This is a genomic window from Mesorhizobium sp. B2-7-1, from assembly GCF_006440735.1.
Lineage (GTDB): Bacteria > Pseudomonadota > Alphaproteobacteria > Rhizobiales > Rhizobiaceae > Mesorhizobium.
Window position 1 is genome coordinate 100,538 of record NZ_VFUA01000002.1, and the last position, 24,429, is coordinate 124,966.

A 24,429-nucleotide genomic window follows, 5' to 3' on the forward strand; every position below is an offset into this window, starting at 1 on the left:
TTCCGCCCCAAGGGAAAGAAGCCGGTGACTCAAAGCTGCAGGTTCTGGAGCTTTCCGATACCTGCCCTGTCGATCACCGCCATGGGCTCCATCGCCGCCTCATCGAGCTCCGTAAAGTAGCTGATCGTCTGGAGCAGGCCCTGCCTGAGCGGTACCCTGGGAGACCAGCCTAGCAATGCTTTCGCGCGAGCTATGTCGGGACGCCGCCGACGGGGGTCGTCCTGAGGCAGAGGCAGGAATTTCACCGGCGATCTGGTGCCGGTCAGTTCGCGCACCAGCTTTGCCAACTCGAGGATCGAAAATTCTCCCGGATTGCCGAGATTGACCGGCTGGTGCGGATTGGGATCGACATCCATCAGGCGGCGCAATCCCTCGACCAGATCGGTGACATAGCAGAAAGAGCGGGTCTGCAGGCCATCACCGAAGATCGTCAGCGGCCGTTTCTCGATCGCCTGCATGACCAGGTTCGAGACGATGCGGCCGTCCGCGGGGTCCATCCTGGGCCCATATGTGTTGAAGATGCGGGCGACGCGAACGTCGGCCATCTCGGCTCGGAGATAATCGAAACAGAGCGTTTCGGCGCCGCGCTTGCCCTCGTCGTAACAGGCCCGCGGTCCGGTGCAGTTGACGTGGCCGACATAGTCCTCGCGCTGCGGATGCTGTTCCGGATCGCCATAGACTTCGCTGGTTGATGCCTGCAGGAAGCGCGCGCCATTGCTGGCGGCCAGCTCCAAAAGATTGAGGGTCCCGATGACGCAGGTGCGCGTGGTGTGGATCGGGTCGGCTTGATAGCGAGGCGGCGATGCCGCGCAGGCCAGATTGAAAACGCGATGGACAGGTTCACCGAGTTCCAGCGGGGTGCAAACGTCCTGCTTGATCAGTCGAAAGCGCACCTGACCAACCAGCGAGCTGATATTCTCCATTCTGCCGGTGAGGAAATTGTCGACGCAGATCACGCGATAGCCGTCACGCAGCAGCGCCTCGCACAAATGCGAACCGAGGAAACCGGCACCGCCGGCAACAAGCGCCGTCCGTGTATGTTCAGCTCTTTTTGATCGCCGCATCTCGATGGTCTCCTGTCTGCCGCTTATGCTGCACTTTCGACGTCCAGATCGATCGCCGTGCGGGCGTCGACAGACGGCGTCAGCGCCGAAACGAATTCACCTGCCCTAGCAATGGCCGTATGTCTTGAAAGCACCGACGCGCGCGCGAGTCTGGCCATGTCGAGCCTAGCCCGCTCGGATTTGGCGCTGAGGATCTCCTCGACATCTGCGGCATTGGTCGCGGTCTCGATCGCCGGTCCCGGGAAAAAATCGTCGAGCCCAGGCCAGCGGTCGCTTATGATCGGCGTGCCACAAGCAGCGGCCTCGAAGAGCCGCACGCTAGGCGACCATCCTGCCGCGATCATCGACGCCCGCGTAAGGTTCAGCGTGTAACGCTGGCGGCTGTAGAAAGCTGCATGTTCGGAAGGCGGCAGGTGCTCGATCCGCTCGACATTGTCCGGCCAGGCGATGTCGCAGGGATATTGCGAGCCGGCAACGACGAAGCGGCGGTCCGGCAAGCGGCGCGCAGGCTCCAGAAGCAGCGCTTCCAATGAGGGCTGCCGGTCCGCGCTATAGGTGCCAAGATAGCCAAGGTCCCATTCGATGGCTTGTCTGGTGCGACGATGCCGCGTTGGGTCCACCGAGCAGTAGAGCGCCTCCGCCCGGCGGGCGCCGAACTCGGACTTCAGCCGCGCCAGCGTAGGTCCGCCGGTGAAGGAGAAATAGACGTCGAAATAGGGGATCTGCCGGTGGGCAAGATAGTCGCAATCGTCCTCGGCAACCCGCGTAAGCGTTACCGGGGTATCGATGTCGTAGAAGCAGAACTGTCCCGTGCACAGCGAAGCAAGATCGTCGATGATTGCCCGGCCTTCCGGCACGAAGGAGCCCATCACCACAGCGTCAGCCCGCTGCAGCTCCTGTCTATGGCTGCAGCGCAGCTCCGAGACCGTCTCGTAATAGCGCAAGTCGCAAAAATCGGGATCGCGCAGGTCCCGGTGATGCGCGTACCAGGGAACGTCGCGTTCAAAGAAGGTGATGCGATGGCCGAGCTCGTGAAGCGCGCGGAGCAGTCCCCGAAAAGTTGTCGCGTGGCCGTTGCCCCAGGACGAAGACAGGGAAAGGCCGAGGAAAACGATTTCGAGCGGTTTCGTCATTCTGCAGCCTCCATTGCCCGGCGCTCGAAATGCGCCTTGAAGATGTCATCCACCAACTGGGCTCTCAGCGTATAGGTATGCTCGGCCAGAACGCGCCGCAGCGCTGCCGCGCCGATCGCCTTCGCCCTTTGCGGCGTCAGCGTGCACATGATCTCGGCGACATCGGCGCCGTCCCGCGCGACCAGAATCTCTTCGCCGGGGGTAAGAAACAATTCGATGCCGAGCCAGGCGTCGGTGATCAGGCATGCGCTCGCGCCCGCCGCCTCGAACACGCGGGTGGCGGGCGAAAAGCCGTTGGTCGCCATGCTGTCGCGGCTGATGTTAAGCACCGCTTTCGGCGTGACGTTGAAAGCGTTGTGGTCGCGCGTGCCGACATGGCCGAGCCACGACACGTTTGACGGCAAGGGCTTGTCTCCCCAACCGGAGCCGCCAAGCAGGAAGCGTTGACCGCTAAGCGAACGGGCTGGATCGAGGAAGAAGGCATCCACGCGCGCCTCGCGGTCGGGAAGGCGATTGCCCAGGAACGCCAAGTCACAGGCAAAGCGCGAATTGGCGGAGACCGGGTGATGCGTCTCCGGATCGAGCGCGTTATAGATCGGTATGCACTCCGCTGCGCCAAGAGCACGATAATCCCAGACGACCGGGTCGCCGCCGCCATAAGTGAGCACCAGCCCGATCCTCTTCAGAGCCTCGTGTAACGGGTGTTCGGCGTCATTGCGCAACTCGCTTAGGGTCGCTGGCGCGTCGACATCCCAGAAGACGGTCAGCGCATCTGGGCGGGCATTGTCGAGGACTGCCTGCAGCAGCGCATCGTCTTCGAAGCCGACGCCGCTTGCCGTGACCACGACGTCTGCCTGCGCGGCGCGCGATGCAACTTGCATCAGCGCGTGCGGGGTCGGCTCGTAGACCACGACGCTGCACCAGTCCGGCGCCTCGATGTCGCGGTGCTGCTGCCGATCATAGACGTTGGGCTCATAAAAGACGATGTCATAGCCGCGCTGCGAAAGCGCCTTGAGCAGGCCCCGGTAATAGGTGGCCGCGCCATTCCAATAGGACGACAGCAGGCTCGATCCGTAAAAGGCGATCTTCATGCGGCGGCCTCCGTTGCGGGTTTGATTTCGGCCGCGTCGCGATTGCCGCATGCGGCGAGGATGGCGAACAATTCGTCGGCGCGGTGCCGGCATGTGTGCCGCGACAGGATGGTCTCCAGCCCCGATGCGGTCAGCGCTTCCGCAAGCTGACTATCGTTCAGCACGTCGCGGAGGTGGCCTCGCATCTCGGCGCCGTTTCGGGCGAAGAGGAAATCCGTTCCGGCACGGAACAGCCCTTCGACATCCGACCATGGCGCAGACACAAGCGGAATCCCGCAGGCCAGTGCCTCGAAGATGCGAATTGTCGGAATGCCAGGCAGGCTCTCCCGGTAGGGCCTGCGCGGGATGTGCATGGTGACGCGATGCCGCGCGAAGGCCTTCGGCACATCTGCATTGGCGATCCAACCTTCATAGTGCAGGCCGGCATCCGCGAGGGCCGTCAGCGCATCCGGCGGATAGCGCACGCCGTGAATGGTTCCCGATGGCCTAAGCGCGCTTGCCGGCTGGATCAGAAATTCGTCGATCTCGGCGCTGCGTTCGTCGTCGCCCCAATTGCCGATCCAGACGAGGTCGGAGACGGGGTCGATTTTCGGGCACGGCTTGAACAGCCGGTCGTCAGCCGCCTCATGCCACGTGAAGACCCGTTTGCCCCAGCCGGCACGAAGGTAGCTCTCCCGCAGCACTTCGCCAAAGACCAACACGCCATCATAATGATGGAGTTGAAGCGCTGCGATGGCCTGCGCCGCCGAGATGGCGCGATGATGAGTGTCGTGGAACAGTAGCGTGAAATCGCCACCCTGGCCCCGGATGCGGCCGATGCGAGCGATGAGTTCAGGGTCGGTCCATTCATGAACGATGACGACGTCTGCGCTGGCGAGCCACGACTCGTGCTGGAAACCCGCGTCGTAGGTGACCGCCATCAATTCCGGAAAATCCTTGCGAAAGCGCTCGACGGCGAAGGGGCCTTGCTCGGCGAGGAGGTTCGATCGGCTCCAGCCGTCGGCGGGCTCCAACGCGACCACCTCATGGCCGCGCGCGACAAGCTCGCGCATGGTGCCGCGCTGGAAATGCGCGTTGCCGTGGTTCCAGTCGGAAACCGCCGAATGGGTGTAGAACAGAAAACGCATGGTCAACGCCCCGCCGCGGTTGTCGCCGCCCGATCGTAGATGTCTCGCATCTGTGCCGCCTGCGCGCTGAGCGGGAATTTGCGCGCCCGTCGGGCGGCGCGCTGGCCAAACCGGCGTCGCAGGTTTTCATCACGCGAGAGTCTGGCGATGCAGCCGGCAAGCGCATGCGGATCGCGTGCGTCGAAGAACGTCGCCGCCCCGTCCCAGATCTCCCGGTAGGTCGCGATGTCCGCCAGCACCAGCGGGGTGCCCGCAAAGGCAGCCTCCAGAGTGGCCAGCCCGAAAGGCTCGTAGAGCGATGGCGAGACAAAGATGTTGGCACGCGCCATCAGCTGCCGAACCTCGAAATGGCTTATCGAACCTAGTGACAGGGCATGATCGAAGAATGCGCGCTGTCCATCCGGGCCTTCAGTTTCGCCCACAGCAAAAAGGGGGAGGCCACACAAAGCAGCGGCGGCATCGAGCACCGATGCGTTTTTCCCCTCATCCCACCAGCGCGCGGCCGCGAGAACGAACGACTCGCGGTGCGCAGCTGTAGGGGCGGGGAGGGCACCATTATGCACGACGTCCAAGCCCGCGATCGAGCCGTAGCAGGCTTCGAGCATGTCGGCGTGGCTTCTGCTCGGCGCGACAACCGCTTGGGCGCGGTCAAAGCCCATCCGATTGCGCTCTCGTTGCCAGGTCCAATCGCCGACGGCCATTTGCGCCCGCACCACATGCAGCCATGTCACTACGCAGGAATGCGACACTGCGACGATAGGACAATTCAGTTCGAGGCCGGCTGCCTGCGCCGGGGCATTGAGGTGCACGAGATCGATCGCATAGGCCGACGCAATCTCCTGCAATTCGCAAGGCAGCTGGTCGAGATCTTTCTCGTCGCGCGTCATCCAGTCCGGCGGGCATTCGAGCCAAATCAGCGTGGCGAAAGACCGCGCCTCCCGGACCTGTTCCGGAGAAGGTTCCGGTCCCAGCCCGGCGAGCACGACGCTGTCGCCGCCGGCCGCCAGCTCGCGCGCCAGGTCAAGCGAATAGCGCCAGACCCCGCCAACGGCGTCGGTCGTCATCAGGATGCGCCTCGGACGCTGGATCAGTGATTGCAGCATGAGGACTCCAACTCAGCCAGCGCACGCGGGCGCTGGTCCTGGATATCGCTGAATGATCGGAAGGAGGCGAGGTAGTGCTCATGCGCGCGCTCCCAGGCGACATCGTCGGGCTCGCCCCAAAGCTCGCGATAGCTGGGGGAGCTTGGATACGGATAGAGCGGTACGGGCTCGCTTGCCCAGACGCCGTGATTGATCAGGTGCTTGCGCCAGTAATCCACCAGCGCCGGGTCGTCTTCGACCATACCGATCAGATTGGCCTGGACGAAAGGCACGTTGCGGCGGGCGTCGATGAGAAGCGCGGCCAGATCCTCGGTGTTGAGCCGGCAGCGCTTGGCAAGCATCGCACGGCCTTCTACCGTCAGGCTTTCAAGGCCGGCTTCGATCGAGACGCAGCCGGCCTTGCCAAGCAGCTCGAGCAGCTCTGGCTTCCAAAGGTCGATGCGAGTCTGGACACCGAACTGGACATCGCGCTCGACCAGCGCCTCCAGCAGCGCCTTCTGCGGCAGGAAGATTTCGTCGATGAAATAGATATAGCGGACGCCTTGCGCGATCAGCCCGTCGATCTCGGCGATGACGGCATCGTGCTTCCTACGCCGATAGGCATCGCGGAAATCGATCTTGGCGCAGAAGCTGCAATTGTAAGGGCATCCGCGCGAGGCTTCCACCTCGGCGCCGGACCCATTCTGGACGGTATCGAACCGGTGGTGGTGGTGGCTGTGCGCCGCGACCCAGTCGGACGGCCAGGCGAGCGCTGGATGATTGACGAACGGGCTGGCGTGCACGCCGCCATTGCACACCGGAAAGTTGTTCTGGAGATAGGCTGTATGCGCAACCTTGCTCCAATCGCTCTCCTGTGCGAGCGCTGTCACAACCTCCTCGCATTCGCCTCGTACGACGATATCGACGCCGAGCTTGCGTAGCGTCGGCGCGGGCGTCGCCGAGCCGTGCGGTCCCACCGCCACGGTGCGTCCGCCGCGTCCGGCGAGATGGTTGAGGAATTCCCCGGGAACGCGCAATTCGGGCGGCGCGCAGCGCCAGAACAGATAGGTCGGCGCGGTCGTCACCACTGTCATATCCGGCGCGAATGACGCCACACGCTCGGCCAGCGCCGCATTGTCGAGGGCCTGTAGTTGTCCGTCCAGCATCAGAACGTCGTGCCCATCGGCGTCCAGCATTGCGTTGGAATATCCGAGCTCCAGCGGCAGATGCGGCTGGCGGCAGCCGAAATAGATACTGTGCTCGTATGTCCAGTACGGATTGACCAAGGCTACCTTCATGCGACGTACCTCGTAGCTTCTGGGCGCGATTGGAGGCGATGCCGCAGCAGCCAGCTGGCGAGATCGCAGACGCCTTCGCGCCATGGCACGTGCGCCTGCCAGCCGATCGCGGCCTGCAGCTTGCGTGTATCGGCAACGAAAAAGGGCTGGTCCCCGACCCGCTCGTGGTCGTGGCGGATCGCGACGTCACGGCCGACCATGTCGGGGATCTCCGCCAGCAGCACGCGCAGGCTGACCGCGTTGCGCGGGCCGCCGCCCAGATTGAACGCCTGGCCTTTCAAGTCTTCGATCCTGGCCAACACGCCGCGATAAGCGGCGACCGCATCGGACACATGCAGAATGTCGCGCACCTGCCTGCCGTCGCCATAGATCGTGATCGGCTGGCCAGAGAACGCGCTCAAAAGGAAATGCGCGACCCAGCCCTGGTCCTCGGTGCCGAACTGGCGCGGCCCGTAGATGCAGCTCATACGCAGCACCGCGGTCGGCAGTCCGTAAGACTTGGAATAATCGAGCACATACTGATCGGCCGCACCCTTCGAGCAGCCATAGGGCGTGCAGAAATCAAGGCCGACGTTCTCATTGACGCCGCTCGTACGCACTTCCTCGTCGAGCGGTTCATAGTGATCGCCGGCTTGCCGCACCGCGATCTGAGGCAGGCTGCCATAGACTTTGTTGGTGCTGGCGAAGACCACGGGGGCTCTAGTGCCGCGAGCCGCTTCCAGAACGTTGAACGTTCCTTTGAGGTTGATGTCGAAATCTTGCGCGGGATCGGTCAGACTGGTCGTCACGGCTGTCTGAGCGGCGAGATGGAAAATCGCTTTGGCCGGCGCCAGGGCCGTGGCCAAGGCGCCAAGATCGCGTATGTCGATGATTTCAGTGCTCAGCCGGTCACCATGCTTTTGCGCCAGCCAGTCGAGGTTCTGCTCGACGCCCGGACGGCTGAGATTGTCGACCACCAGTACTCTTTCGCCATCGGACATCAGGCTGTCGGCGAGATTGGAGCCGATGAAGCCGCTGCCGCCAATGATAGCGACTGGGGCGTTGCGGGCGTGGCGGCGCGTCTGGGTCATGAGACCAATCCCCGCTCTTCCAGCTCGCGCCGCATGTCGGCGCCGCGATCGATGACGATGCTGTTGCGAACCCAGGCCGCGAATTCGCCGAGCGAATTCTCCAGGCGATGCTTTGGCTCGAAGCCGAGCAGTTCGCGGGCCTTGGCAATATCGGCAAAGCAGTTGCGGATGTCGCCGGAACGCGCCTTGCCCAGGATTTCAGGCGGGCGCTTGGGAATGCCCATGGCCTTGGCGAGCAGACGTGCCACCTCGCTGATCGAGTAGGCGCGTCCACTGCCGATATTGACCACATGCCCGGCAGCCTGACGTTGCTCCAGCGCCAGCCGAAACGCTGTGGCGACATCGCGTACATGCACGAAGTCGCGCTTCTGCTCGCCATCCTCGAAGATCGTCGGCCGCTTGCCGTTGGCCAGGCGTGAGGCGAAGTTGGCGAGAACACCGGTATAAGGATTGGAAAGCGCCTGTCCGGCGCCGAAGACGTTGAAGAGGCGCAACGCCGCCGCGTCGATGCCATACGCCTGCCCGAAGATCAGCACCGCGCGCTCCTGCGCATATTTTGTCAGCGCGTAGATCGAGGCTAGATCGGGCCGTTTCTCCTCGTCTGTGGCGATTGGCGACAGCGTCTCGCCGGATGCCGATTTGAGATCCCACAGGCCCTCCCTGATCTCGGCAGGCTTGCGGCGCGCATTGTCGATCCGCTCGCCGTCCGGTGTCTGGTAGAGGCCTTCGCCGTAGATGCTCATCGAGGATGCCACGACGATCCGTTGGACCGGATGCTTGATCAAAGCTTCGAGAAGGGTCGCGGTGCCGAGGTCATTGGTGCCGACATAGCGGGCGATTTCGTACATGGATTGACCAACGCCCACCTCGGCCGCCAGATGGATGACCGCGTCGACATCCGAAACCGCGTCGGCGACCGCATCTCGGTCGCGCACGTCGCCCTTGATCAGCTCGGCTCCGGTCGGAATATTGATGGCTTCGGCGCCGTGCACCTGGTCGACAAGCGCATCGAGCAGGCGCACCTGATAACCATGGTTGCTGAGCTCCTGGGCGACGTGGCGGCCGATGAAGCCGCACCCTCCCGTAACCAACACATGTTTCACGATATGTCCCTTCCGGATTTGGTTTCGGCGCCCCGAACTGCGCGGCAAAAGGTTTGTTCCCTGCTTCAACAAAGTTCCCGCCTGAGGAGACGGCACTGCCTGGCGGAGGGCATCCACCCTCTGGAACATTGCCGGTTGGCCGCTGTTAGGACAGCTCAACGGTCCCGCTGCGAGAAAGGGAGTTCCATGTCCGAGGCCAAGACAACCACCGATCACGACGAGATCCGGAAATGGGTAGAAGAACGAGAGGGACGACCGGCCGTCGTCCGCACGAAAGGCGAAGGCGGCATCCTGCGCATCGATTTCGGCGAGCCTGAGGATTCGTTCGACGCTATCGAGTGGGACGAATTCTTCCGCATTTTCGACGAGAACGATCTGGCTTTCCTGCATCAGGATAAAGCCGGCACCGGCGGAACGAGCCGCTTCAACAAATTCGTCGAGCGCAGCCGGAAGGGCTAGGGTGTTTCACCGTTTCACGGAAACGGCAAAACGCCTATCTCTTTGATTTGACACAATCCCGCACGGAAAACCGCTTTACATTTTTCCTGGAATTGCTCTGGTTGGTTGAGAAGCTGGTGTCATGGCGCCGTTGGAGGAGGGGAGGCCCTGCAACGGCGCTGCGGCAAGCGGTCAGGTTGCCGCATTTGGTCGTGCCGTTCAATCGAGCGGCTTGTCCGTCGGCCTGGGCGTCGGCCCGGCCTGGGGCCGCCTGCCGGCATTGCGGTTGGCAACACGGTTGTCGAGCGGCGAGGCCGATGGCTCTCGAGCGCCCGCTGTCTTCGGAGCGGTGGGCGTCGCGCCCGCATCGCTGTCCTGCGCGTCGCGATGGGGGTGTGGAAGTCCCTCCGGGTCGGTCGACTTCACCGCGGGCTTGGATGTGTCTTTCGGTTGAGCCATTTTCGAACCTCTCTGCCTAGATGCGCGCGATCAGCCGTGCGGGCGCATGACCACCTTGATGCAGCCGTCCTGCTTGTCGCGGAACGTCTTGTAGAGGCCCGGTCCCTTCTCCAGGCCGGCACGGTGGGTGATGACGAAGGTCGGATCGATCTCGCCACTCAGCACCTTCTGCAGGAGCGGCTCGAGATAGCGCTGCGTATGGGTCTGGCCCATACGAAATGTCAGCCCCTTGTTCATCGCCGCACCGAATGGAATATGATCCACCAGTCCGATATATACGCCGGGCACCGAGATGGTGCCGCCCTTGCGGCAGCAATAGATCGCCTCGCGCAGCACATGCGGCCGGTCGGTGCCGAGATAGACGGTGGCCTTGGCCTTATCGAGCATGGAATCGGGCGTGGCGGTCGCGTCGGCCTCGGTGCCGACGCAGTCTATGCAACTGTCAGGGCCGCGCCCGCCCGTAATGGCCATCAGCGCATCGTAAATATCGGAATTGCTGAAATCGAGCGTCTCCGCCTTGCCGTAGTCGCGCGCCATGGCGAGCCGCTCCGGCACCTTGTCGATGGCGATGACGCGCCCGGCGCCGAGCATCCACGCGCTCTGGATGGCGAACTGCCCAACCGGTCCGCAACCCCATATGGCGACCGTGTCGCCTTCCTGGATGCCGGCGTTCTCGGCCGCCATGTAGCCGGTGGGAAAGATATCGGAGAGGAACAGCACCTGCTCGTCATCGATGCCGTCGGGCACCTTGATCGGTCCGACATCGGCAAAGGGCACGCGCAGGTATTCGGCCTGTCCTCCCCAATAGCCGCCGACCAGATGCGAATAGCCGAACAGCCCCGCGGGCGACTGGCCCATGACCTTCGCGGCCTGTTCGGCATTGGGGTTCGACCGGTCACAGAGCGAGAACAGGCCGTTCTGGCAGAACCAGCACTCGCCGCAGGAGATGTTGAAGGGCACGACGACGCGATCGCCCTTCTTGAACTTCGTGTGAGCGCGGCCCACTTCCACCACTTCGCCCATGGTCTCGTGGCCCAGCACATCGCCCGATTTCATCGTCGGCATGTAGCCGTCCATCAGATGCAGGTCCGAGCCGCATATGGCGCAGCAGGTAACCTTGATGATGATGTCGCGGTCATTCTCGATCGCCGGATCGGCGACCTGGTCGCAGCGAATGTCGCCTTTGCCATGCCAGGTCAAAGCTTTCATCGGGTTGTTCCCATGGTTGTCGATGCTTAGCGGTACGGCCGAACTCGCGCTGGGCGGGAATGTTCCCGAATCAGAACCCGCGTTTTCAGCCATTCTTCGCCGAACCCGGCTCGGCCATATTGCGGTGCTGTTCGGCAAGCGTGCCGGCCGGTGTGACATGGGCGGCGGCGACCTGCATCTTGTTCTTCCAGCCGCTGACGACCTGCTCCTCGCCGGCCATCACGGCATCGTAGCCGTCCTTGGCCACATCGGCCGGGTTGTCCTTTTTTGCGTGCCGACTTCGGTGTCCATCATGTCGGCGCGCTCGAAGAAGCGCGTCTGCGTGGCCCCCGGCATCAGCACGGTCACGCTCACGCCGCTGTCCTTCAACTCATGACGCATAGCAATGGCAAAGGAATCGATGAAGGCCTTGGTGCCGTTGTAGACTGCCTGGAACGTGCCCGGCATGAAGCCGGCGATGGAGCCGGTGAACAGGATCCTGCCGCGACCGCGCTCCACCATTTTGCGGCCGAGCCGATGGGCGAGATAGACGGTGCCGGTGATGTTGGTGTCGATGACGCGGCGTGCCTCGCTCCAATCCTGGCCGACGAAGCCCCGGCCCAGACCTCGGCCCGCGTTGAGGAAAAGAAGATCGATGTCGCGCTCGCCGATCCTGGCGATCAATTTGTCGGCGCCGTCCTCGCTTGCAAGGTCGGCTTCCACGGCGTCGACCGAGACGCCATGCGACTGGAGCGCCTCTGCAGCCCGTTCGATGGCCGGCTCGTCGGCGACAATGACAAGATCTTAGCCATCCCTGGCGCAGAGTTTCGCGAGTTCCTTGCCGATGCCGCTTGATGCGCCGGTGACGACCGCCAGTTTGCCGTTTTCCATTCGATCCTCCTGAGTTGTTTGGCCGAACAACCGGTCGAACCGAATGTTCCTTGGGCAGGATTTCCGCATGGTTGAATTGCAATACGCCGGACGAAGGAACCGGGCGGGCGCCCCGGCTGTTGGAATCAACAGAGCTGCAGCCATGTGACTCTTTTCCGATCTGAACAAGAAGCTGACCGAAAACCTCTATGCCCATGGCAGCTATCTGAGCGATCCTAGCGCCGACCTGCCAAGGCGGGTGGAGGAGACGGTGGATCTTCTCATGCCTTTCGTACAGCCCGAGGCACCCGAAACCGTGAAGCTGCAGATTCTGGGCACTATCCACGAGCATATTTTTGACGAGGAGTAGCCGCGGCGGCCCCTCGTTCCGCCGGCGACACTAATCGCGGGACACTTTCAGCCGTCGTCTCGAACGCCGGGATCCATGCTGCTTTTCCGCTTCGCGCAGCACCCGCACGATTGCGTCCACTGGAGAGGGGTGCGTTGCAGGCTGTGCTTCCCAGCGCCACAAATGGCGAAACAGACTTTTCAGGCTCAACATGGCAAAGCCTCCTTGCCCTATCGAACCTCGAACGAGGAGCGATGTTCCTTTAGCGGCTACCGGAAGACAGCGGCGAAAAGAAGTGCGGCCGCGGCCAAGATAATCAGCGCGACAACGACCAGGACCGGGTCGTTCCTGCGCGGCTGCAGGTCGGGAGCGTTCTCCGGCGGTCGCATTGCATTGGCAAAGCTCGCCTGATTCGTGAAATTGGGTATATACCCTGCAAAGTGACCTACGGGGACTTGGCGCAGCGGCGGCCTCTGCATCGGTTTCCAGAGGGGCGGCCGCCGGATCAAAGCCGGGCGTCTTATCCTGCGAGGCGCCTGCTTGGATGTCGCCACGCTGCCCTGTCGGAGATCGCAACTTCGATGGCATTCGCCGTCTCCTTTACCCCGAAAGGACCCGCTATTTCAGTGCAGCAACGAGCTTCCGCGGGCGCGCGCGATGCCGCGCATGATACCATTGAGCCAGTCGGCAGTGGATGAGCCGGCAGGTTTGTTGTCGATGTCCTCAAGTGCACTTTCCAAGGTCAGTTCGACCAGGCGATCGGAGGCTCTGGCATCGTCCAGAAGCAGGCGCGCGGCGAGCCGGAGTTTGGGCAACAGCGAGACCACGTCGTCCGCCACTGATGTCGGTTGCGCAACAGTAGCGGTCGTTGGCTCAAGCAGCGGTTCTGGCGAGCACAGCGCGTCGGCGAGGGCGGTCCGGCTTGAAGACTTGCTCAGGCTGCTTGCGAAACGCAGATGCTCGGGAATGGCGATCCGGTCACAGCCGCTGAAGAATACGAACGGCACGTTGCGGCTCATCAACTCGTCCGCAATCGGGAAAACGTATTTGCCCTGGAGATCAACGTCCAGGATGGCCGCCTCGGCTGTCTGCGCGTGTTGTTCGGCCTGCTCTACGGTCGCGACCGGCCCGAGGATAATGGCGCCCATGTCGGAAAAGAACTTGGCTAGATCGCTGGCCAGCAGCCACTCGTCTTCCGCGATCAAGAGGTGAAGTCCCCTGAGGTTTCGCACGCGAAGCTCCTTCAACTCGCATTTCGACGTGATGAGACCTCGGCCCTAGGGCATGCTGCGCCAACACCGGCGCGCGTGAAAATGAGGTCGCTGGGAAGCCAGATCGTAGAACGCGGTGACGGGTGAACCGTTCCGGCCGCTCGCGGCGCACGTCCGATATCGATACGGCAGATGACTACATGGAACCATCTCCCCAGCCTGCGGTTCGGCACGAGGCGGGGTGTCGGCCGGGAACCATGAACCATGACGTTGGACGGCGAGGCCTCCAGAGACCACAACGAGCGCGAGAATGCCGAACGTGTTCGCAATCTTGCCGAACGAGCAGGAATTCCAAGCGGGTTGGCGCTCGCGCTGATTTTGAAATACGGCAACGATCCAGACGTGCTCGATCGCGAGGCGGCAAAGCTGAAGCGCGACGCGGGATAGGAACTGCGTCGTGCTGAACGACCCAATGGGTCCTCATCCTGATGTATTCGTCTTTCCGGTCTGGTTGAGTTGCTTGCAGCGATGTTCCTCGAGGTGAATGCCCTGGTCATCGCCACAATGATCGCCACCTCCTTCGTCCACGAAGCGATAGCACTTTAGGACGTGCGCTATGCGACCACAGCGCGCACGGTGAGCCCTATCGAACAGCATGTGCACAGCTTCCTAGAGATGATCCCACTGATGGCCTGATCATCGTGGTGGCGCTGCATTGGGGCCAGTTCCTTGCGCTGTTCGGAGCTGGATCTGAGAAGGCTCGCTTCGATCTCTCCTGGAAGGAACAGCAACTGCTGGTGGCATACATTGCCGTCGTGATGATTGTGATAGCGCCGTTCGAACTGCTGCCCTATGCGGAGGAGTTCTTCAGAGGCTTGCGCCAACTCAGGCCGGTCGTGCCAGCCAAGGCCAGACGGCATGAGCCCGGCGATACCGCTAAGCGGTGAGGCGGCTGATCGGCAATGGGAACGCCGTGCTCGGGCCGATGTTATCCTTCATCCAACCGGAGATAGCGTCATGAGGGACAGCCAGAACCGCCGCGAGACCGGCGCCAGGAAACATCCCGCCAGCTCCGGTCCGGACCCGAGCGACCAGCTTTCCCAGGATGCCGCGGGCAACGAAAAGCCCCATGTCGAACCGGGCCTGAGCCCCAAACAGGACGAGGTCGAGGACAAGACCCATCAATCGGAGGGCCGCAATCCGCGGCGGCAGCCGACACCAAGCCCGTCGACGGAAAAGAGTTCGGGCGCTGGCCCGGCAGTCGCGGAGCACTGCAAGGACGCCAAGGCGCCCAAGAGCGGTCGTCAGCCCGGCGCCTATGTGAACGAGTGAGCAGCCACGCCCATGAAACATAGCGTGACTTCTAAGTTCGGGGCCACCCCTCGGCTACTGATCCCGGCATCGCGACGGATAGTCCCTCCGGGCTGCCACAACAACGGCCGGCCGGAAATGAAGAAATGGACAGCTTCAGAGACGGGCAGGCACGGTCTCGCCCTGCCAAGTCCGCAGGCGCGGTTAAGGGTACGGCTGGCGTTGCCGGCAAGCGTTCTTGCGAGTTTTCTTTGCGTTTCGGATCGGCGCACCAGGCGCCGGCGGGCTGGCGCTACGAGCCGTCCTGCTGCGCCGGAGTGGACTGCTATCAGGCGCCGCCGTCGGACGTGAAGGAGACGAAATATGGCTACCAGCTCTCGACCGGAGAATTGATCCCCTACAGCGACCACCGCATCAAACGATCGCGCGAATATCTTCACGAGCGCAAGCCTGGAGGCGATAATAAGTCCCTGCACTCCTTCTGCCTTTATGTTCCCGATCATGGGATGTGAGCCGGGCGGTCCGGCCGCCAGATCGTGAGCGAAGAAAGGCCCGCCTTCCTGGCGGGCCTTCATTGCGCGATAGCGAGGGGCCTACTTATTGCAGTTCTGCATGTCGGACGTGGTGGTCCCGCTGGCCGTGTTGTTCTGGATGTCGTTGCCGGCCGCGCCCTTGCACCGGTCGCCGATACCGCCGGAGGGATTATTAGTGGTGCTGTTTGTGGCGTTAGGATCAAGCGTGCCGCCATTGCCGTTGTTGTTCATGCCATTGGTGCCGGTGGTGGCGCCTGCGCCGTTGGTGCCGGTCGTAGAGCCGGTCCCGTTGCCGCCGGATCCGTTGGATTGTGCCATGGCGGATGTGGCCAGGACGATTGCGACAGCGGAAGCCGCGATGAGTCTAATCATGGGAGGTCTCCTGTTTGATCGCCTGATTGCGATATCAGTCAAACAAGAGACTCCCGTTGATGTTCCTGTCTGGCAACGCGAGAGAGTTTAATTGCTATTTTGTCAATGAAACAACATGTGACGCGTGGGTTTTCTGGCGCGGATTGATCCCGTCTGCCGAGTTCGTGTCGTGCTCGACATGTCCCTCGACCGTGTTCTCGCCCTGCTCCAGGTCGTCGCCCTCCTTGATGGTGCCCTTGAAGGTCCCGATGCCAGGATCGTTACTCATATCGGCGTCGCTCGGCTTTTTCGATTTCGGGTGCTGGTTTCCGCTCATGGCCGTTCCTCGCTGGGCTTCCGCACCCCAAGGGGCGCCGTATGTTCCGGCGTCGGGCGACGAACGAATAGCGCACGCCTTCAGCAGTGATCTCGGGTTGCGATATCGTCGGCCCTTGCGCGGACGTGGGGCCATTCCTTCACGCCGCGGGGCTCCGTACCTTCACGCGTGGCTGCGCGGATTTGGAAGGGCCCCGTTCCACTCCGGCGCGACGATGCGCTCGGGCGAGATCGCCGCCATGGCCCAGGACACGCTGGACTTTGCCGACGCTATCGACCTCGAACGGTTCGCGATTGTCGGCCCAGATTGGCGCGCGCATAGCCTATCTGCTCGCCTCGGTCTTTCCGCGGAGGATAACATGCCGCGCGGCGCTTTCGCTGGGATGGCAACCCGGCCCGCCGCAGACCCCGCCTTTGGAACAGGCGAAGGCCTTCTGGTATCAGTGGTTCATGGCGACCGAGCGCGGAGGGAGTTCGTGCGATGGCACGATCACTCCTCGCGCGTTTCCAGTGGTACAGTTGGAGCCCGCCAGGCTGGTTCGACGACGCGCTGTTCGAGCAGGTGGCCAAGTCTTTCGCAAATCCGGACTGCCGGACGTGACGCTGCATTCCTATCGCGCGCGCTGGGGCGAGGCCGGATCCCGATCCGTGCTACGCTGAACTCGCGCGCAAGCAGATCGAAGCGAAGCTCATCTCGGTGCCGACCTTGGTCCTTCATGGCGAGGACAATCGCGTCGTTCTGCCGGTTTCGTCCGAAAGACAAGGAGCGCCATTTTACGGCGAGCTACCAGCGTGGGCTTCTGCCGGGCGTCGCCCATTTCCAGACCCGGGAGGCGCCTGAGCAGGTCCGCGAGGCGGCGGAGCCGTTCCTAGTTGACTTCGCCAAAACTAGGTGATTGGCGCGAAGCAACCCTCGGCTTGGGCTAGGGCAATGAAGCCGATTTCGGCTCGTGCACCGGGCAGCGATTGCGTTCGGAGCAGAATTTCTGGGAATTGGCGTAGGCGCTCTGGCCGCATCCGCATCAAAGCGCCGATTGGCCAATGCGCTTCGACACCATGCCAGGGGCTGAAGGCGACACTGTTTTCGATCATCTCGGCGCGTCACGTCAAGAAGCTTGTCGCCCAGCCCGATTAGCGGAACAGGAACCTTTTTTCCGCCAGTGGGTTAGTGGCAAGGCATTAACCCATGTTAGGGAGCGGCATGGCACGCAAGGTTCGTCAAGTGCTCAGGTCGGAGGAGGAGTCTTCGGAGACGACGAGGCCGGAACGCGAGATGAGCGTCGCGTTGGACGCGTTGAGATATGAGGATGCGCCTACTCGGATGTTGGAGTTGGCGCGGAAGCTCGACGCAGCGATCGCGTTGCGTGCGCGCAAAGCTCGCCCGAATTGACGTTCAACCGACGACGTTCTGATCGTCCCGATCCGGAACAATCATGGCCGGCATTTGTACGCCTTTGAACAGGCCGATCGTGTCGGCATGCGCCTTGCGCTGCATCTCTACGTAAGGCTGATCCAGCGAGGCCGTCGTGCTCTGCAATCGTTCCAGATCACCCTTATGCTCGGCATTGGATTGCGTCGGCATCTGCAATTTCTGCTCGCCGGCGATCTTCTGCAGCTTGGCATTCGCCGCACCGTGATCGGCGATCATTCGCTTGGCGAAAACCTTGATCTGCTGATCCTTCGCGTTGTCCTGCGCGATCTTGCTCGAATCAACTTCGAACATCCCGTCGATCGCAGCCTTGTTGACGAAGGTCTGCACGTCGTCAGCCGCGAAGGCCGGAAGGGCAATCATCAACGCGGCGGTCGCCGATGGAATAAGAATATCCGCATGCTCATGGCTCCAGGCTCCTTTGCTCCTTGGGACCGAACCATTGTTCGCTGCCTTTGTTCCCGCACAGACTCGCGTTTAGACTGACAAATGAAAACCCGCCGTTGTCGCCTGCGCGTTCGTGAATCGATCGGCTAAGTTCTAAGGCGGCTAGTCAACGCTCAGGCTGCCTCCGGCGCCATATTTGACGACGGCTCGCCGTCGCTCGTTGGTCGGCGCCGCGATTGTTCTTTCCGTTCGGAACATCTCACCGCAACCGGTCGGTTGCCGGCGGCTCCCTGTTGTCTGACACCGAGCGGCGCGGGCCTTCGTGTCGCTTATCGCTAGCGCAGAACGTCGCGCACCAGCCCGAGGCCGAGCGCGTCTGCGGCATGGATGTAACAGTTCTGCGTGGCCCGTTGATAAAGTTCATCCGCACTGAGCGAGCTGCCTTCGACAAGCTCCCTGAAGCCTTCCATCTCTAGCTTTTCTGACGTCTCCAGCATCGCAAGCTGCTCGCGGACGATCTGGATGCAGGATCGCATCGGGCCGTTCAGCGCGATGCTCGTTTCCATGCGCCGCTCATGCACGAGAAGGACAGCATCTTCAGTCATGAAGCGGTAGCGTTTCGGAAAGGCAGCGAAGACCGTCACCCCCGCTGAATAGACCTTCGTCTTCCCGACACAGAAAGCGTCCCGGCCGGAATGCCGGCGGAAAAGCCGAACCTCGAGTGCCATGCGGCGAGCGGCATCCGCATCGCCGCCGCCCGTGTTCAACTCCATGACCATGTCCTGATCGTCTTTGCGGACGGACTCCAGGCGACCGAGGAAGAAGCTTACCGTCTCATCATCGATCAGGCCGTTGATGGAGATATTGGGCTGGAACAGAAGCTTTTCCCGGCTCGGGACCCGACCGTCCTGGTCATGTGAGACGCTGTCGTCGTGGAAAGCCATGGAATGCCTCACCGGAATGTTCCAACTCCCAACCGCCCATCGCCCCGTTCGTTCCGCGGGGTTTCGCGGTTGCGGGAACCTCTATGCCATCGTCCGGTTATCTCGCGTCGAGGAGGTGCTCCATGAATGCGACCAAGGAATTCCTGCGCAGCTGGCTAGAGGAGAATGTCGGCAACTTGCCGGCCGACACCGAGGTCAGCGTTCCGATGCTGGCGCAGCAGTTCGAGCAGGACGCCGATGCCGCCGGCTATGGTCGCGAGGTGCGGGAGCAGGAGGTTGGCAACATTGAAGATGCCATCCAATGCGCGCTCGATAAAAAACCGACGAGAAAAATGTAGAGACGGAATCGAATTCCGATGAGGCGAATTCGCTGACGCCGATTATCGATGCCCTGGAAGCTGCCGAGCCTGGCCAAGAGGCATCGGACGATAGCGAGGGCTTGCGGTAGTTGTCCGCAGTTGTGGAACAAAAGGCGGACGCCAGAGGTTTCAGCGCTACTCCGACTCAGGCACGGCAGCGACGTAGACATTCCGATCGAACGAAGGCGCATAGAATGACGAAGTCTCCCGGAAAGAGCAGTCCCATCGGGTCGGGATCGAGGAGCGGTCAGGCGAACCGCCAAGCAAGGGCATTGCCTGAACAGGACCCTGCTGAAGGCTCGCGCAAAACAGTGGATCACGAGTTGGAGCGGCAGAAGCGCTCGCCTGAGTCCGACGACCAAAAGCCTGCACGACAGGCCCTGCGGGACCAGGTCGAGGAAGAGACGGAGCTGCCTCAGAAAGGGTCGGCCTGATCGCGAGCAGCGCCGCCGCAAATGCCGCCTGCTTCCGCCACCCTGATTTCCAACCATGACAGCAAAGCCGAGGCGAAACCTGTTTTTGTTGCTTGCGGCGGCGACGGTTGGCCTAGGCCTGTATAACGGTCTGCTTGCCAGCCGAGCCCTGGCTGCGTGCCCGCGCTGGAGCTTCATCCATCATCGCGGAACGAAGCTGCATTTCCTGGAGGCGGGCCATGGGCAATCCTTGCTAGTCTTGCACGGCAATGGTGCCTCGGCGGAAGACTTCACAACAAGCGGTATCTTCGACAAAGCCGCCGCCACCTATCATGTGCTTGCCTTCGACAGACCGGGCTTTGGCCTGAGCCCACGCCCGGCAGGCAGACCCTGGACCGCCGGCGCCCAGGCCGATCTCATCCAGACCGCCGCCGAAACACTTGGCATTGAGCGCTATATCGTTGTCGGCCATTCGCGGGGGCCGCCGTGGCGCTCGAGATGGCGCTTCGGCATCCCCGATCCGTCGCCGACGTTGTGGTGGTCGCCGGCTATCATTACCCGCCACCAAGGCTGGCCCATGCCATCTCCGCGCTGCCGGCGGTTCCGCTGATCGGGACGGTGTTGCGCCATACCGTGCTGCCGCCGCTGGTCAGGCTGAGCTGGCGCTGGGCGATGAAAAAGATATTCCAGCCCGCAGCGATCGCGGCGCCTTTCGCGCAATGACAAGAGAGTTGGCGAGCCGCCCCTCACAACTGCGGTCCATCGCTGCTGAGTCCTTCCTGATGCTGGCGTCGGCACTGTTCCCAAACCGTCGATACGCCGACATCGCCGTCCCTGTCGGGATCATTGCCGGCGCCGGCGATCAGCTGTTTGACGCCGAGGGCGAGGCGCTGCGGCTGCATGCCGAGATAAGCCGCTCACTTCGGGATATCGTGTCGGATGCCGGACATATGGTGTATCAAAGCAGTCCGCAGGCGATCTTGGCCATGATCGACAAGGTTACCGCTCTTGGCAACGTTTCGGGCCCCGGTCTCATGGACCTCTATTTAAGACACGCCTGCGTCCGCTCTGCCATGAACCATCGGTCAAGAACCGGACGGAAGCAGCAGGCTCGCGCACAGATCCCGAATGACGTGAGGCAGAACATTGAACGCGTAGTGCGTGTGCAGTCGTTCAAGCGGCGTGTGATAGTCGCGTCCCCACGGACCGATGTTGACTGTCGGCACATTTGCCAGGCCATGCCGGAGCGGCCAGCGCACGCTGTCTTTCCACGCAGGCGTGTTGCGGGCGACGATATCGAGCGAGGATTCGGCTGCTTCGCCGAAAAAGCTCATATCCGAGATTCCGGCGAAGTAATCGGCGCAGGCGATGGCGCTGCCATAGCGTTCGGCCGATTCGCGCGCGATCTGCATGGCGATCGCTTTGAGCCGCATCGCCCCCGGCGCGTCGGAAAGGTTCGTCGGAAGATAGGGTATCGAGCCGAAGCCGGTGACGATCCCCGGGCCGGTCAGGCGGCTCAAACCCCAAGCTTCCTCGGTGATCAACCGGCATTTCTCCGGCAGCGTAAGATCGCCGTCAGCGATCAAGGCGGAGTATACATCGAGCCTGTCCTTTTCCTGCGGGCCAAGACGCCTGACGAGCGTCTCGAACCGGTAGAGCGGGACGGGTCTTGCAAGATTTGCAATGCCGTCCTGAGGCTGACTTCGGCGCGTGAGTTCGCGCTGAAAGTTCGATGCGGCTTCCGCGCAAAGCCGGTCGAAGCGGTCGAGCACTTCATCCGGTGTGCGGCGATAGCTGAGCACATTGAATGTGGCGAAGGCGGTTGCCGGCGTCGTGACGTCATATCCAGGCTTTCCGTCGCGGATTCCGAGCAGGCTAGGCGGGGTGCCGGGCGAAGAACCGCAATGTTCCGTCAGCTCGGTTGCCCATTCGACGCGCGCGGCGATGGAAGCGGTGAGCGCTGCCGCATTGATGCCGTTCAGCGGAAAGCCGCTATGGGTTGGGACGCCAACCACATAGGCGGTCGGAAGCAGCTTGCCGACTGTCCCGAGCGCGATGATGCGCCCTTTCGAGCCGTCGCCGTCATCGGCGATCGCGTCGAGATTGACTGCCGCGACAAGATCGAGACCGTGCTGCTCATTGATGTCGGTCAGCGAGTGGGCCGCCTTGCGGGCGCCTGCCGAATTGTTCTCTTCATCCGGCACCGCGATGAACAACAGATTGCCTGCGGCATTGGCGGTTTCGGCGAAATCCGCGCATATCGCCAACCCGGCGGCAAGACCGGCCTTCATATCCAGCAAGCCGCGTCCGGCCAAATACTGGCCGCTCTCCAGGTCGGCGCGGGCTAGTCGGCGGCAGGCGTATCGGCGTCCCCCGGGAATTACGCAAGGCGCGCGTCAAAGCTTCAGGCCGCGTGGCCAGCTCTTCCAGCTCGCCGTAGTCTCGCGTTGCGACCGTATCGTAGTGACCGGTCAGAAGGACGGTCGAGCGGCCCGTCCCACGAAGCAGCATCGCCACGCAATGCCGGCCGTCCCCGGGTCCTACCTCGATTGTCCGGACGTCGGCGTGGCGAAAGGCGGGGTCCTCCCGCAACTGCGCCGCCAGCCATGGACCGAAGGCGGCCTCGCCCTGCGTGCCGGTGACGCTCTTCTGGTCCGTGAGCGCGATTGCCCAGCTTCGGGCGCGCTCAGGCAATGTTTTGGCAAGGTCGCCGTTCATGATCGTCCCGATAGAGTTGGAAACATTGGTGAAGCTAAGGCGGGCATGGAAGCCGGCCAGCCTCAATACCACCGCAAAACCCGAGCACGGAGGAACTTTCCCGAGGCTGTAGCTTTATCCTCGTGATTTCAAGCGATTGCAACGAGGGGGAGATGTTGCGCACCCTTGCCCGGCCGAGCTGGGCCTTCCTGCCCCTGCTGGCGCTGGCGCTTGCTTCCTGCTCTTCGTCTGAAACCGTCGACCAGCAATCAAAGCTTGCTGCCTCGACGGCGCAGGCAGCGGTGCTGGTGAGCGACGTTTGGCTCTCCGGCGCCGCGCCGTCCCGCTACGCATCCTCTGCCCTGCGGTCTTTCGCCGAGACACTCGCCGTTGCCGGCCGGCAAGTGGAATCGGCATCTCCGTCGGACCACGCGAAGCGAGATGCGCTGGCAGCGGCTATCAGCCGGCTGTCGAACGCGGCAGAGCGGGCCAAGAGCGCGGTCGAGGCCGAACAGCATGCGCAGGCCGGTCAGGCGCAACAGGAGCTTCGGGCGGCCCAAGGAGATCTCGCCACCGCCTATCGAAACTATTTTTCGCCGGAACGATGAAGAAGCTGCTGGAGATCTCACTTGGTGTCGTCACCAGCGTCGGGGGCTTCCTGGAGGTCGGTTCGATGGCGACGGCGGCGCAGGCCGGCGCGCTGTTCGGCTTCCAGCTCATCTGGGCAGTCGTGCTCGGCACCATCTGCATCATCTTCCTGGTCGAGATGGCCGGCCGCTTTGCAGCGGTCAGTCATCACACCATCGCCGACGGGATCCGCGAACGGTTCGGCTTCAATGCGTTCATCTTGCCGCTGCTGGCGACGCTGCTGGTCAACTTCCTGGTTCTTTCCGCCGAGATAGGCGGTGTTGCGATCGCCGCCGAACTGGCCACGGGAATCAGCTTCCAGTGGTGGGCCTTGCCGGTGGCTTTCCTGGCATGGCTGCTGTTGTGGAAAGGCACATTCGGCCTCATCGAGAAAGGCGTGTCGATGCTTGGCCTCGTCACGCTCTGCTTCGTCGTCGGGGCCGTGATGCTCCGCCCCGAATGGAAAGAGGTGGCTGTCGGCGCCGTGCCCAGCCTGCCGCATCACGACACGGCAAAATACTGGTTCATGGCCGTCAGCATTCTCGGCGCCTCGATCTCGCCGTACCTTTTCATGTTCTATTCCTCGGGCGCGATCGAGGATCAGTGGGACAAGAGCTATCTCGGCACCAATCGGGCGATTGCGGGCCTCGGCATGAGTTTCGGTGGCACGATTTCCGTGGGCGTTCTGATCGTGGCGGCGCTCGTGCTTGGCGCTCATGGCGTTGCCGAAGTGGACGACTACAACCAGCTCCCGTTGATGCTGATCCCAATATTCGGTTTCTGGGGCTTTGTCCTTTTCGTTGCTTCGCTGGCCATCGCCTGCTTCGGCGCCGCGCTCGAGGTGGCTTTGCAGCAGGCCTATCTCGTCGCGCAGGGATTCGGCTGGAACTGGGGCGAGGATCTCAAGCCCCGCGACGATCCCGGATTCAGCCTCGCCTACACACTGACGCTCTTCCTTGCCGCCATTCCGATTGTGCTTGGTCTCGATCCGTTGAAGCTCACCATCTTCTCGATGGCGCTGACCGCGGCCAGCCTGCCGCTGACAGTCGTGCCGTTCCTTTTCCTGCTGAATGACGAACGCTATGTCGGCGAGCACCGCAACGGCCTCATTTCGAACGCGGCCGTGATCTTCGTCACCGCGCTCGGCTTCGTGCTGGCGGTAGTGACCGTTCCGCTGCAGATATTCGGAGGCACCTGATGCAGTTGCTGCGCGATATCCTGGACAAGCAGGTCGTCGACCGCGAGCAGGTCAAGATCGGCAAGGTGGATGGTTTGGTGGCTGAGCTGAGACGAGGCAAGCCGCCCAAGGTTGTTGCGATCGAGCTTGGCTCGATTTCGTTGGCACGCCGGCTTGGCGTAGTGCCCGGACGATGGACCGCCCGGCTTGCGGCAAGACTGAGCGGCAAGCGTCAGGCACGGCCGCATCGGATCGGGTGGAACAAGGTGCGCGACATCGGCGTCGACATCGAATTCGATATCGACGTGCGCCGGACCAGAATCTTCTCCTGGCAGGACTGGCTGCGCGAACATGTGGTCGGTCGAATCCCGGGAGCCTGATT

Annotated in this window: 27 protein-coding genes and 3 pseudogenes; 11 read left to right on the top strand and 19 right to left on the bottom strand. The window is 62.4% G+C overall.

Annotated elements, in window-relative coordinates; translation table 11 throughout:
* Nucleotides 1-29: 29 nt before the first annotated feature.
* The 8 genes from FJ471_RS01560 to FJ471_RS01595 are packed head-to-tail and all read right to left on the bottom strand — an operon-like array spanning nt 30 to nt 8,968.
* Complete coding sequence (locus FJ471_RS01560) at nt 30-1,064, bottom strand: UDP-glucuronic acid decarboxylase family protein (RefSeq protein ID WP_140801422.1); 1,035 nt, start codon at nt 1,062-1,064, stop codon at nt 30-32.
* 23 nt (nt 1,065-1,087) lie between these two features.
* A complete protein-coding gene (locus FJ471_RS01565; RefSeq protein ID WP_140801423.1) occupies nt 1,088-2,197 on the bottom strand; it encodes a glycosyltransferase in 1,110 nt (369 codons plus the stop codon).
* Nucleotides 2,194-3,288 carry a glycosyltransferase gene (locus tag FJ471_RS01570; RefSeq protein WP_140801424.1) on the bottom strand — a complete coding sequence of 365 codons (1,095 nt, stop codon included), beginning with the start codon at nt 3,286-3,288 and terminating at the stop codon, nt 2,194-2,196. Before FJ471_RS01570 ends, FJ471_RS01565 begins: the two co-directional genes overlap by 4 nt.
* Nucleotides 3,285-4,415: a glycosyltransferase gene (locus FJ471_RS01575; RefSeq protein ID WP_140801425.1), complete on the bottom strand. Its 1,131-nt coding sequence runs from the start codon at nt 4,413-4,415 to the stop codon at nt 3,285-3,287. Before FJ471_RS01575 ends, FJ471_RS01570 begins: the two co-directional genes overlap by 4 nt.
* Before the next feature lie 2 nt (nt 4,416-4,417).
* Complete coding sequence (locus tag FJ471_RS01580; protein WP_140801426.1) at nt 4,418-5,518, bottom strand: glycosyltransferase family 4 protein; 1,101 nt, start codon at nt 5,516-5,518, stop codon at nt 4,418-4,420.
* On the bottom strand, nt 5,503-6,795 hold the full coding sequence (locus tag FJ471_RS01585) for a TIGR04295 family B12-binding domain-containing radical SAM protein (protein ID WP_140801427.1): 1,293 nt from the start codon (nt 6,793-6,795) through the stop codon (nt 5,503-5,505). Before FJ471_RS01585 ends, FJ471_RS01580 begins: the two co-directional genes overlap by 16 nt.
* Complete coding sequence (locus tag FJ471_RS01590) at nt 6,792-7,865, bottom strand: NAD-dependent epimerase/dehydratase family protein (protein ID WP_140801428.1); 1,074 nt, start codon at nt 7,863-7,865, stop codon at nt 6,792-6,794. The genes FJ471_RS01585 and FJ471_RS01590 overlap by 4 nt, the downstream gene beginning before the upstream one ends.
* Nucleotides 7,862-8,968, bottom strand: coding sequence for an SDR family NAD(P)-dependent oxidoreductase (locus tag FJ471_RS01595; protein ID WP_140801429.1), 1,107 nt, complete (start codon nt 8,966-8,968; stop codon nt 7,862-7,864). The genes FJ471_RS01590 and FJ471_RS01595 overlap by 4 nt, the downstream gene beginning before the upstream one ends.
* 186 nt (nt 8,969-9,154) lie before the next feature.
* On the opposite strand from FJ471_RS01595, the gene FJ471_RS01600 reads away from it, so the two are divergent.
* Nucleotides 9,155-9,427, top strand: coding sequence for a hypothetical protein (locus tag FJ471_RS01600; RefSeq protein ID WP_140801430.1), 273 nt, complete (start codon nt 9,155-9,157; stop codon nt 9,425-9,427).
* A 198-nt stretch (nt 9,428-9,625) separates the two neighbouring features.
* Here the strand turns inward: FJ471_RS01600 and FJ471_RS01605 are convergent, their stop codons facing one another.
* The 5 genes and pseudogenes from FJ471_RS01605 to FJ471_RS01630 all read right to left on the bottom strand — a co-directional run bounded on the left by FJ471_RS01605 (nt 9,626) and on the right by FJ471_RS01630 (nt 13,477).
* Nucleotides 9,626-9,865: a hypothetical protein gene (locus FJ471_RS01605; protein WP_140801431.1), complete on the bottom strand. Its 240-nt coding sequence runs from the start codon at nt 9,863-9,865 to the stop codon at nt 9,626-9,628.
* 30 nt (nt 9,866-9,895) lie between these two features.
* Nucleotides 9,896-11,074 carry a zinc-dependent alcohol dehydrogenase gene (locus FJ471_RS01610; protein ID WP_140801432.1) on the bottom strand — a complete coding sequence of 393 codons (1,179 nt, stop codon included), beginning with the start codon at nt 11,072-11,074 and terminating at the stop codon, nt 9,896-9,898.
* 85 nt (nt 11,075-11,159) lie between these two features.
* Nucleotides 11,160-11,944, bottom strand: a pseudogene (locus FJ471_RS01615) (SDR family NAD(P)-dependent oxidoreductase).
* Between the two features lie 597 nt (nt 11,945-12,541).
* A pseudogene (locus FJ471_RS35150) lies at nt 12,542-12,860 on the bottom strand (hypothetical protein).
* A 35-nt stretch (nt 12,861-12,895) separates the two neighbouring features.
* Nucleotides 12,896-13,477 (bottom strand): response regulator, encoded by a 582-nt coding sequence (locus tag FJ471_RS01630; RefSeq protein WP_224670183.1) that lies wholly within the window; start codon nt 13,475-13,477, stop codon nt 12,896-12,898.
* 276 nt (nt 13,478-13,753) lie between these two features.
* On the opposite strand from FJ471_RS01630, the gene FJ471_RS01635 reads away from it, so the two are divergent.
* The 4 genes from FJ471_RS01635 to FJ471_RS01650 all read left to right on the top strand — a co-directional run bounded on the left by FJ471_RS01635 (nt 13,754) and on the right by FJ471_RS01650 (nt 15,306).
* Nucleotides 13,754-13,930 (top strand): iron-containing alcohol dehydrogenase, encoded by a 177-nt coding sequence (locus tag FJ471_RS01635; RefSeq protein WP_140801434.1) that lies wholly within the window; start codon nt 13,754-13,756, stop codon nt 13,928-13,930.
* Between the two features lie 254 nt (nt 13,931-14,184).
* Nucleotides 14,185-14,430 carry a hypothetical protein gene (locus FJ471_RS34670; protein ID WP_181179075.1) on the top strand — a complete coding sequence of 82 codons (246 nt, stop codon included), beginning with the start codon at nt 14,185-14,187 and terminating at the stop codon, nt 14,428-14,430.
* Between the two features lie 70 nt (nt 14,431-14,500).
* A complete protein-coding gene (locus tag FJ471_RS01645; RefSeq protein WP_140801435.1) occupies nt 14,501-14,815 on the top strand; it encodes a hypothetical protein in 315 nt (104 codons plus the stop codon).
* Between the two features lie 125 nt (nt 14,816-14,940).
* The gene (locus tag FJ471_RS01650; RefSeq protein ID WP_140801436.1) at nt 14,941-15,306 is read left to right on the top strand and encodes a hypothetical protein; all 366 of its coding nucleotides are present in this window, start codon (nt 14,941-14,943) and stop codon (nt 15,304-15,306) included.
* Nucleotides 15,307-15,387: 81 nt separating this feature from the next.
* On the opposite strand, the gene FJ471_RS01655 is transcribed toward FJ471_RS01650, so the two are convergent.
* The 4 genes from FJ471_RS01655 to FJ471_RS01670 form a co-directional block, all read right to left on the bottom strand.
* On the bottom strand, nt 15,388-15,699 hold the full coding sequence (locus FJ471_RS01655; protein ID WP_140801437.1) for a hypothetical protein: 312 nt from the start codon (nt 15,697-15,699) through the stop codon (nt 15,388-15,390).
* A 94-nt stretch (nt 15,700-15,793) separates the two neighbouring features.
* The gene (locus FJ471_RS01660; protein WP_140801438.1) at nt 15,794-16,015 is read right to left on the bottom strand and encodes a hypothetical protein; all 222 of its coding nucleotides are present in this window, start codon (nt 16,013-16,015) and stop codon (nt 15,794-15,796) included.
* A 1,392-nt stretch (nt 16,016-17,407) separates the two neighbouring features.
* Nucleotides 17,408-17,773 (bottom strand): DUF4142 domain-containing protein, encoded by a 366-nt coding sequence (locus FJ471_RS01665; protein ID WP_246684566.1) that lies wholly within the window; start codon nt 17,771-17,773, stop codon nt 17,408-17,410.
* Nucleotides 17,774-18,165: 392 nt separating this feature from the next.
* Nucleotides 18,166-18,774 (bottom strand): ATP-dependent Clp protease proteolytic subunit, encoded by a 609-nt coding sequence (locus FJ471_RS01670; protein WP_140801440.1) that lies wholly within the window; start codon nt 18,772-18,774, stop codon nt 18,166-18,168.
* Between the two features lie 122 nt (nt 18,775-18,896).
* Between FJ471_RS01670 and FJ471_RS01675 the strand changes: the two genes are divergently transcribed.
* The 3 genes and pseudogenes from FJ471_RS01675 to FJ471_RS35160 all read left to right on the top strand — a co-directional run bounded on the left by FJ471_RS01675 (nt 18,897) and on the right by FJ471_RS35160 (nt 20,269).
* Entirely contained in the window at nt 18,897-19,112 is a 216-nt protein-coding gene (locus FJ471_RS01675) for a DUF768 domain-containing protein (RefSeq protein ID WP_181179077.1), read from the top strand.
* Between the two features lie 510 nt (nt 19,113-19,622).
* Nucleotides 19,623-19,967 (top strand): annotated as a pseudogene (locus FJ471_RS35155) (alpha/beta fold hydrolase); the annotation flags it as partial.
* A 65-nt stretch (nt 19,968-20,032) separates the two neighbouring features.
* Nucleotides 20,033-20,269 (top strand): hypothetical protein, encoded by a 237-nt coding sequence (locus tag FJ471_RS35160; protein WP_246684572.1) that lies wholly within the window; start codon nt 20,033-20,035, stop codon nt 20,267-20,269.
* A gap of 23 nt (nt 20,270-20,292) precedes the next feature.
* Here the strand turns inward: FJ471_RS35160 and FJ471_RS35165 are convergent, their stop codons facing one another.
* Both FJ471_RS35165 and FJ471_RS01685 read right to left on the bottom strand, forming a co-directional pair.
* Nucleotides 20,293-20,448 carry a hypothetical protein gene (locus tag FJ471_RS35165; protein WP_246684567.1) on the bottom strand — a complete coding sequence of 52 codons (156 nt, stop codon included), beginning with the start codon at nt 20,446-20,448 and terminating at the stop codon, nt 20,293-20,295.
* 183 nt (nt 20,449-20,631) lie between these two features.
* Complete coding sequence (locus FJ471_RS01685; protein ID WP_281408497.1) at nt 20,632-21,861, bottom strand: M20/M25/M40 family metallo-hydrolase; 1,230 nt, start codon at nt 21,859-21,861, stop codon at nt 20,632-20,634.
* A gap of 555 nt (nt 21,862-22,416) precedes the next feature.
* Between FJ471_RS01685 and FJ471_RS01690 the strand changes: the two genes are divergently transcribed.
* The 3 genes from FJ471_RS01690 to FJ471_RS01700 are packed head-to-tail and all read left to right on the top strand — an operon-like array spanning nt 22,417 to nt 24,427.
* Nucleotides 22,417-22,851, top strand: a complete 435-nt coding sequence (locus FJ471_RS01690; protein WP_140801441.1) for a hypothetical protein — start codon at nt 22,417-22,419, stop codon at nt 22,849-22,851.
* Entirely contained in the window at nt 22,848-24,068 is a 1,221-nt protein-coding gene (locus FJ471_RS01695; RefSeq protein ID WP_140801442.1) for a divalent metal cation transporter, read from the top strand. Before FJ471_RS01690 ends, FJ471_RS01695 begins: the two co-directional genes overlap by 4 nt.
* A complete protein-coding gene (locus tag FJ471_RS01700; protein WP_140801443.1) occupies nt 24,068-24,427 on the top strand; it encodes a hypothetical protein in 360 nt (119 codons plus the stop codon). The genes FJ471_RS01695 and FJ471_RS01700 overlap by 1 nt, the downstream gene beginning before the upstream one ends.
* The last annotated feature ends 2 nt before the right edge of the window (nt 24,428-24,429 follow it).

Excerpts from the sequence above, each read along its gene's own strand:
- FJ471_RS01560 (WP_140801422.1), bottom strand. The coding sequence starts at position 1,064 with ATGCGGCGATCAAAAAGAGCTGAACATACACGGACGGCGCTTGTTGCC.
- FJ471_RS01565 (WP_140801423.1), bottom strand. The coding sequence starts at position 2,197 with ATGACGAAACCGCTCGAAATCGTTTTCCTCGGCCTTTCCCTGTCTTCG.
- FJ471_RS01570 (WP_140801424.1), bottom strand. The coding sequence starts at position 3,288 with ATGAAGATCGCCTTTTACGGATCGAGCCTGCTGTCGTCCTATTGGAAT.
- FJ471_RS01575 (WP_140801425.1), bottom strand. The coding sequence starts at position 4,415 with ATGCGTTTTCTGTTCTACACCCATTCGGCGGTTTCCGACTGGAACCAC.
- FJ471_RS01580 (WP_140801426.1), bottom strand. The coding sequence starts at position 5,518 with ATGCTGCAATCACTGATCCAGCGTCCGAGGCGCATCCTGATGACGACC.
- FJ471_RS01585 (WP_140801427.1), bottom strand. The coding sequence starts at position 6,795 with ATGAAGGTAGCCTTGGTCAATCCGTACTGGACATACGAGCACAGTATC.
- FJ471_RS01590 (WP_140801428.1), bottom strand. The coding sequence starts at position 7,865 with ATGACCCAGACGCGCCGCCACGCCCGCAACGCCCCAGTCGCTATCATT.
- FJ471_RS01600 (WP_140801430.1), top strand. The coding sequence starts at position 9,155 with ATGTCCGAGGCCAAGACAACCACCGATCACGACGAGATCCGGAAATGG.
- FJ471_RS01605 (WP_140801431.1), bottom strand. The coding sequence starts at position 9,865 with ATGGCTCAACCGAAAGACACATCCAAGCCCGCGGTGAAGTCGACCGAC.
- FJ471_RS01610 (WP_140801432.1), bottom strand. The coding sequence starts at position 11,074 with ATGAAAGCTTTGACCTGGCATGGCAAAGGCGACATTCGCTGCGACCAG.
- FJ471_RS01645 (WP_140801435.1), top strand. The coding sequence starts at position 14,501 with ATGAGGGACAGCCAGAACCGCCGCGAGACCGGCGCCAGGAAACATCCC.
- FJ471_RS01650 (WP_140801436.1), top strand. The coding sequence starts at position 14,941 with ATGGACAGCTTCAGAGACGGGCAGGCACGGTCTCGCCCTGCCAAGTCC.
- FJ471_RS01655 (WP_140801437.1), bottom strand. The coding sequence starts at position 15,699 with ATGATTAGACTCATCGCGGCTTCCGCTGTCGCAATCGTCCTGGCCACA.
- FJ471_RS01660 (WP_140801438.1), bottom strand. The coding sequence starts at position 16,015 with ATGAGCGGAAACCAGCACCCGAAATCGAAAAAGCCGAGCGACGCCGAT.
- FJ471_RS01670 (WP_140801440.1), bottom strand. The coding sequence starts at position 18,774 with ATGGCTTTCCACGACGACAGCGTCTCACATGACCAGGACGGTCGGGTC.
- FJ471_RS01675 (WP_181179077.1), top strand. The coding sequence starts at position 18,897 with ATGAATGCGACCAAGGAATTCCTGCGCAGCTGGCTAGAGGAGAATGTC.
- FJ471_RS35165 (WP_246684567.1), bottom strand. The coding sequence starts at position 20,448 with ATGCAGCCGCAGCGCCTCGCCCTCGGCGTCAAACAGCTGATCGCCGGC.
- FJ471_RS01690 (WP_140801441.1), top strand. The coding sequence starts at position 22,417 with ATGTTGCGCACCCTTGCCCGGCCGAGCTGGGCCTTCCTGCCCCTGCTG.
- FJ471_RS01695 (WP_140801442.1), top strand. The coding sequence starts at position 22,848 with ATGAAGAAGCTGCTGGAGATCTCACTTGGTGTCGTCACCAGCGTCGGG.
- FJ471_RS01700 (WP_140801443.1), top strand. The coding sequence starts at position 24,068 with ATGCAGTTGCTGCGCGATATCCTGGACAAGCAGGTCGTCGACCGCGAG.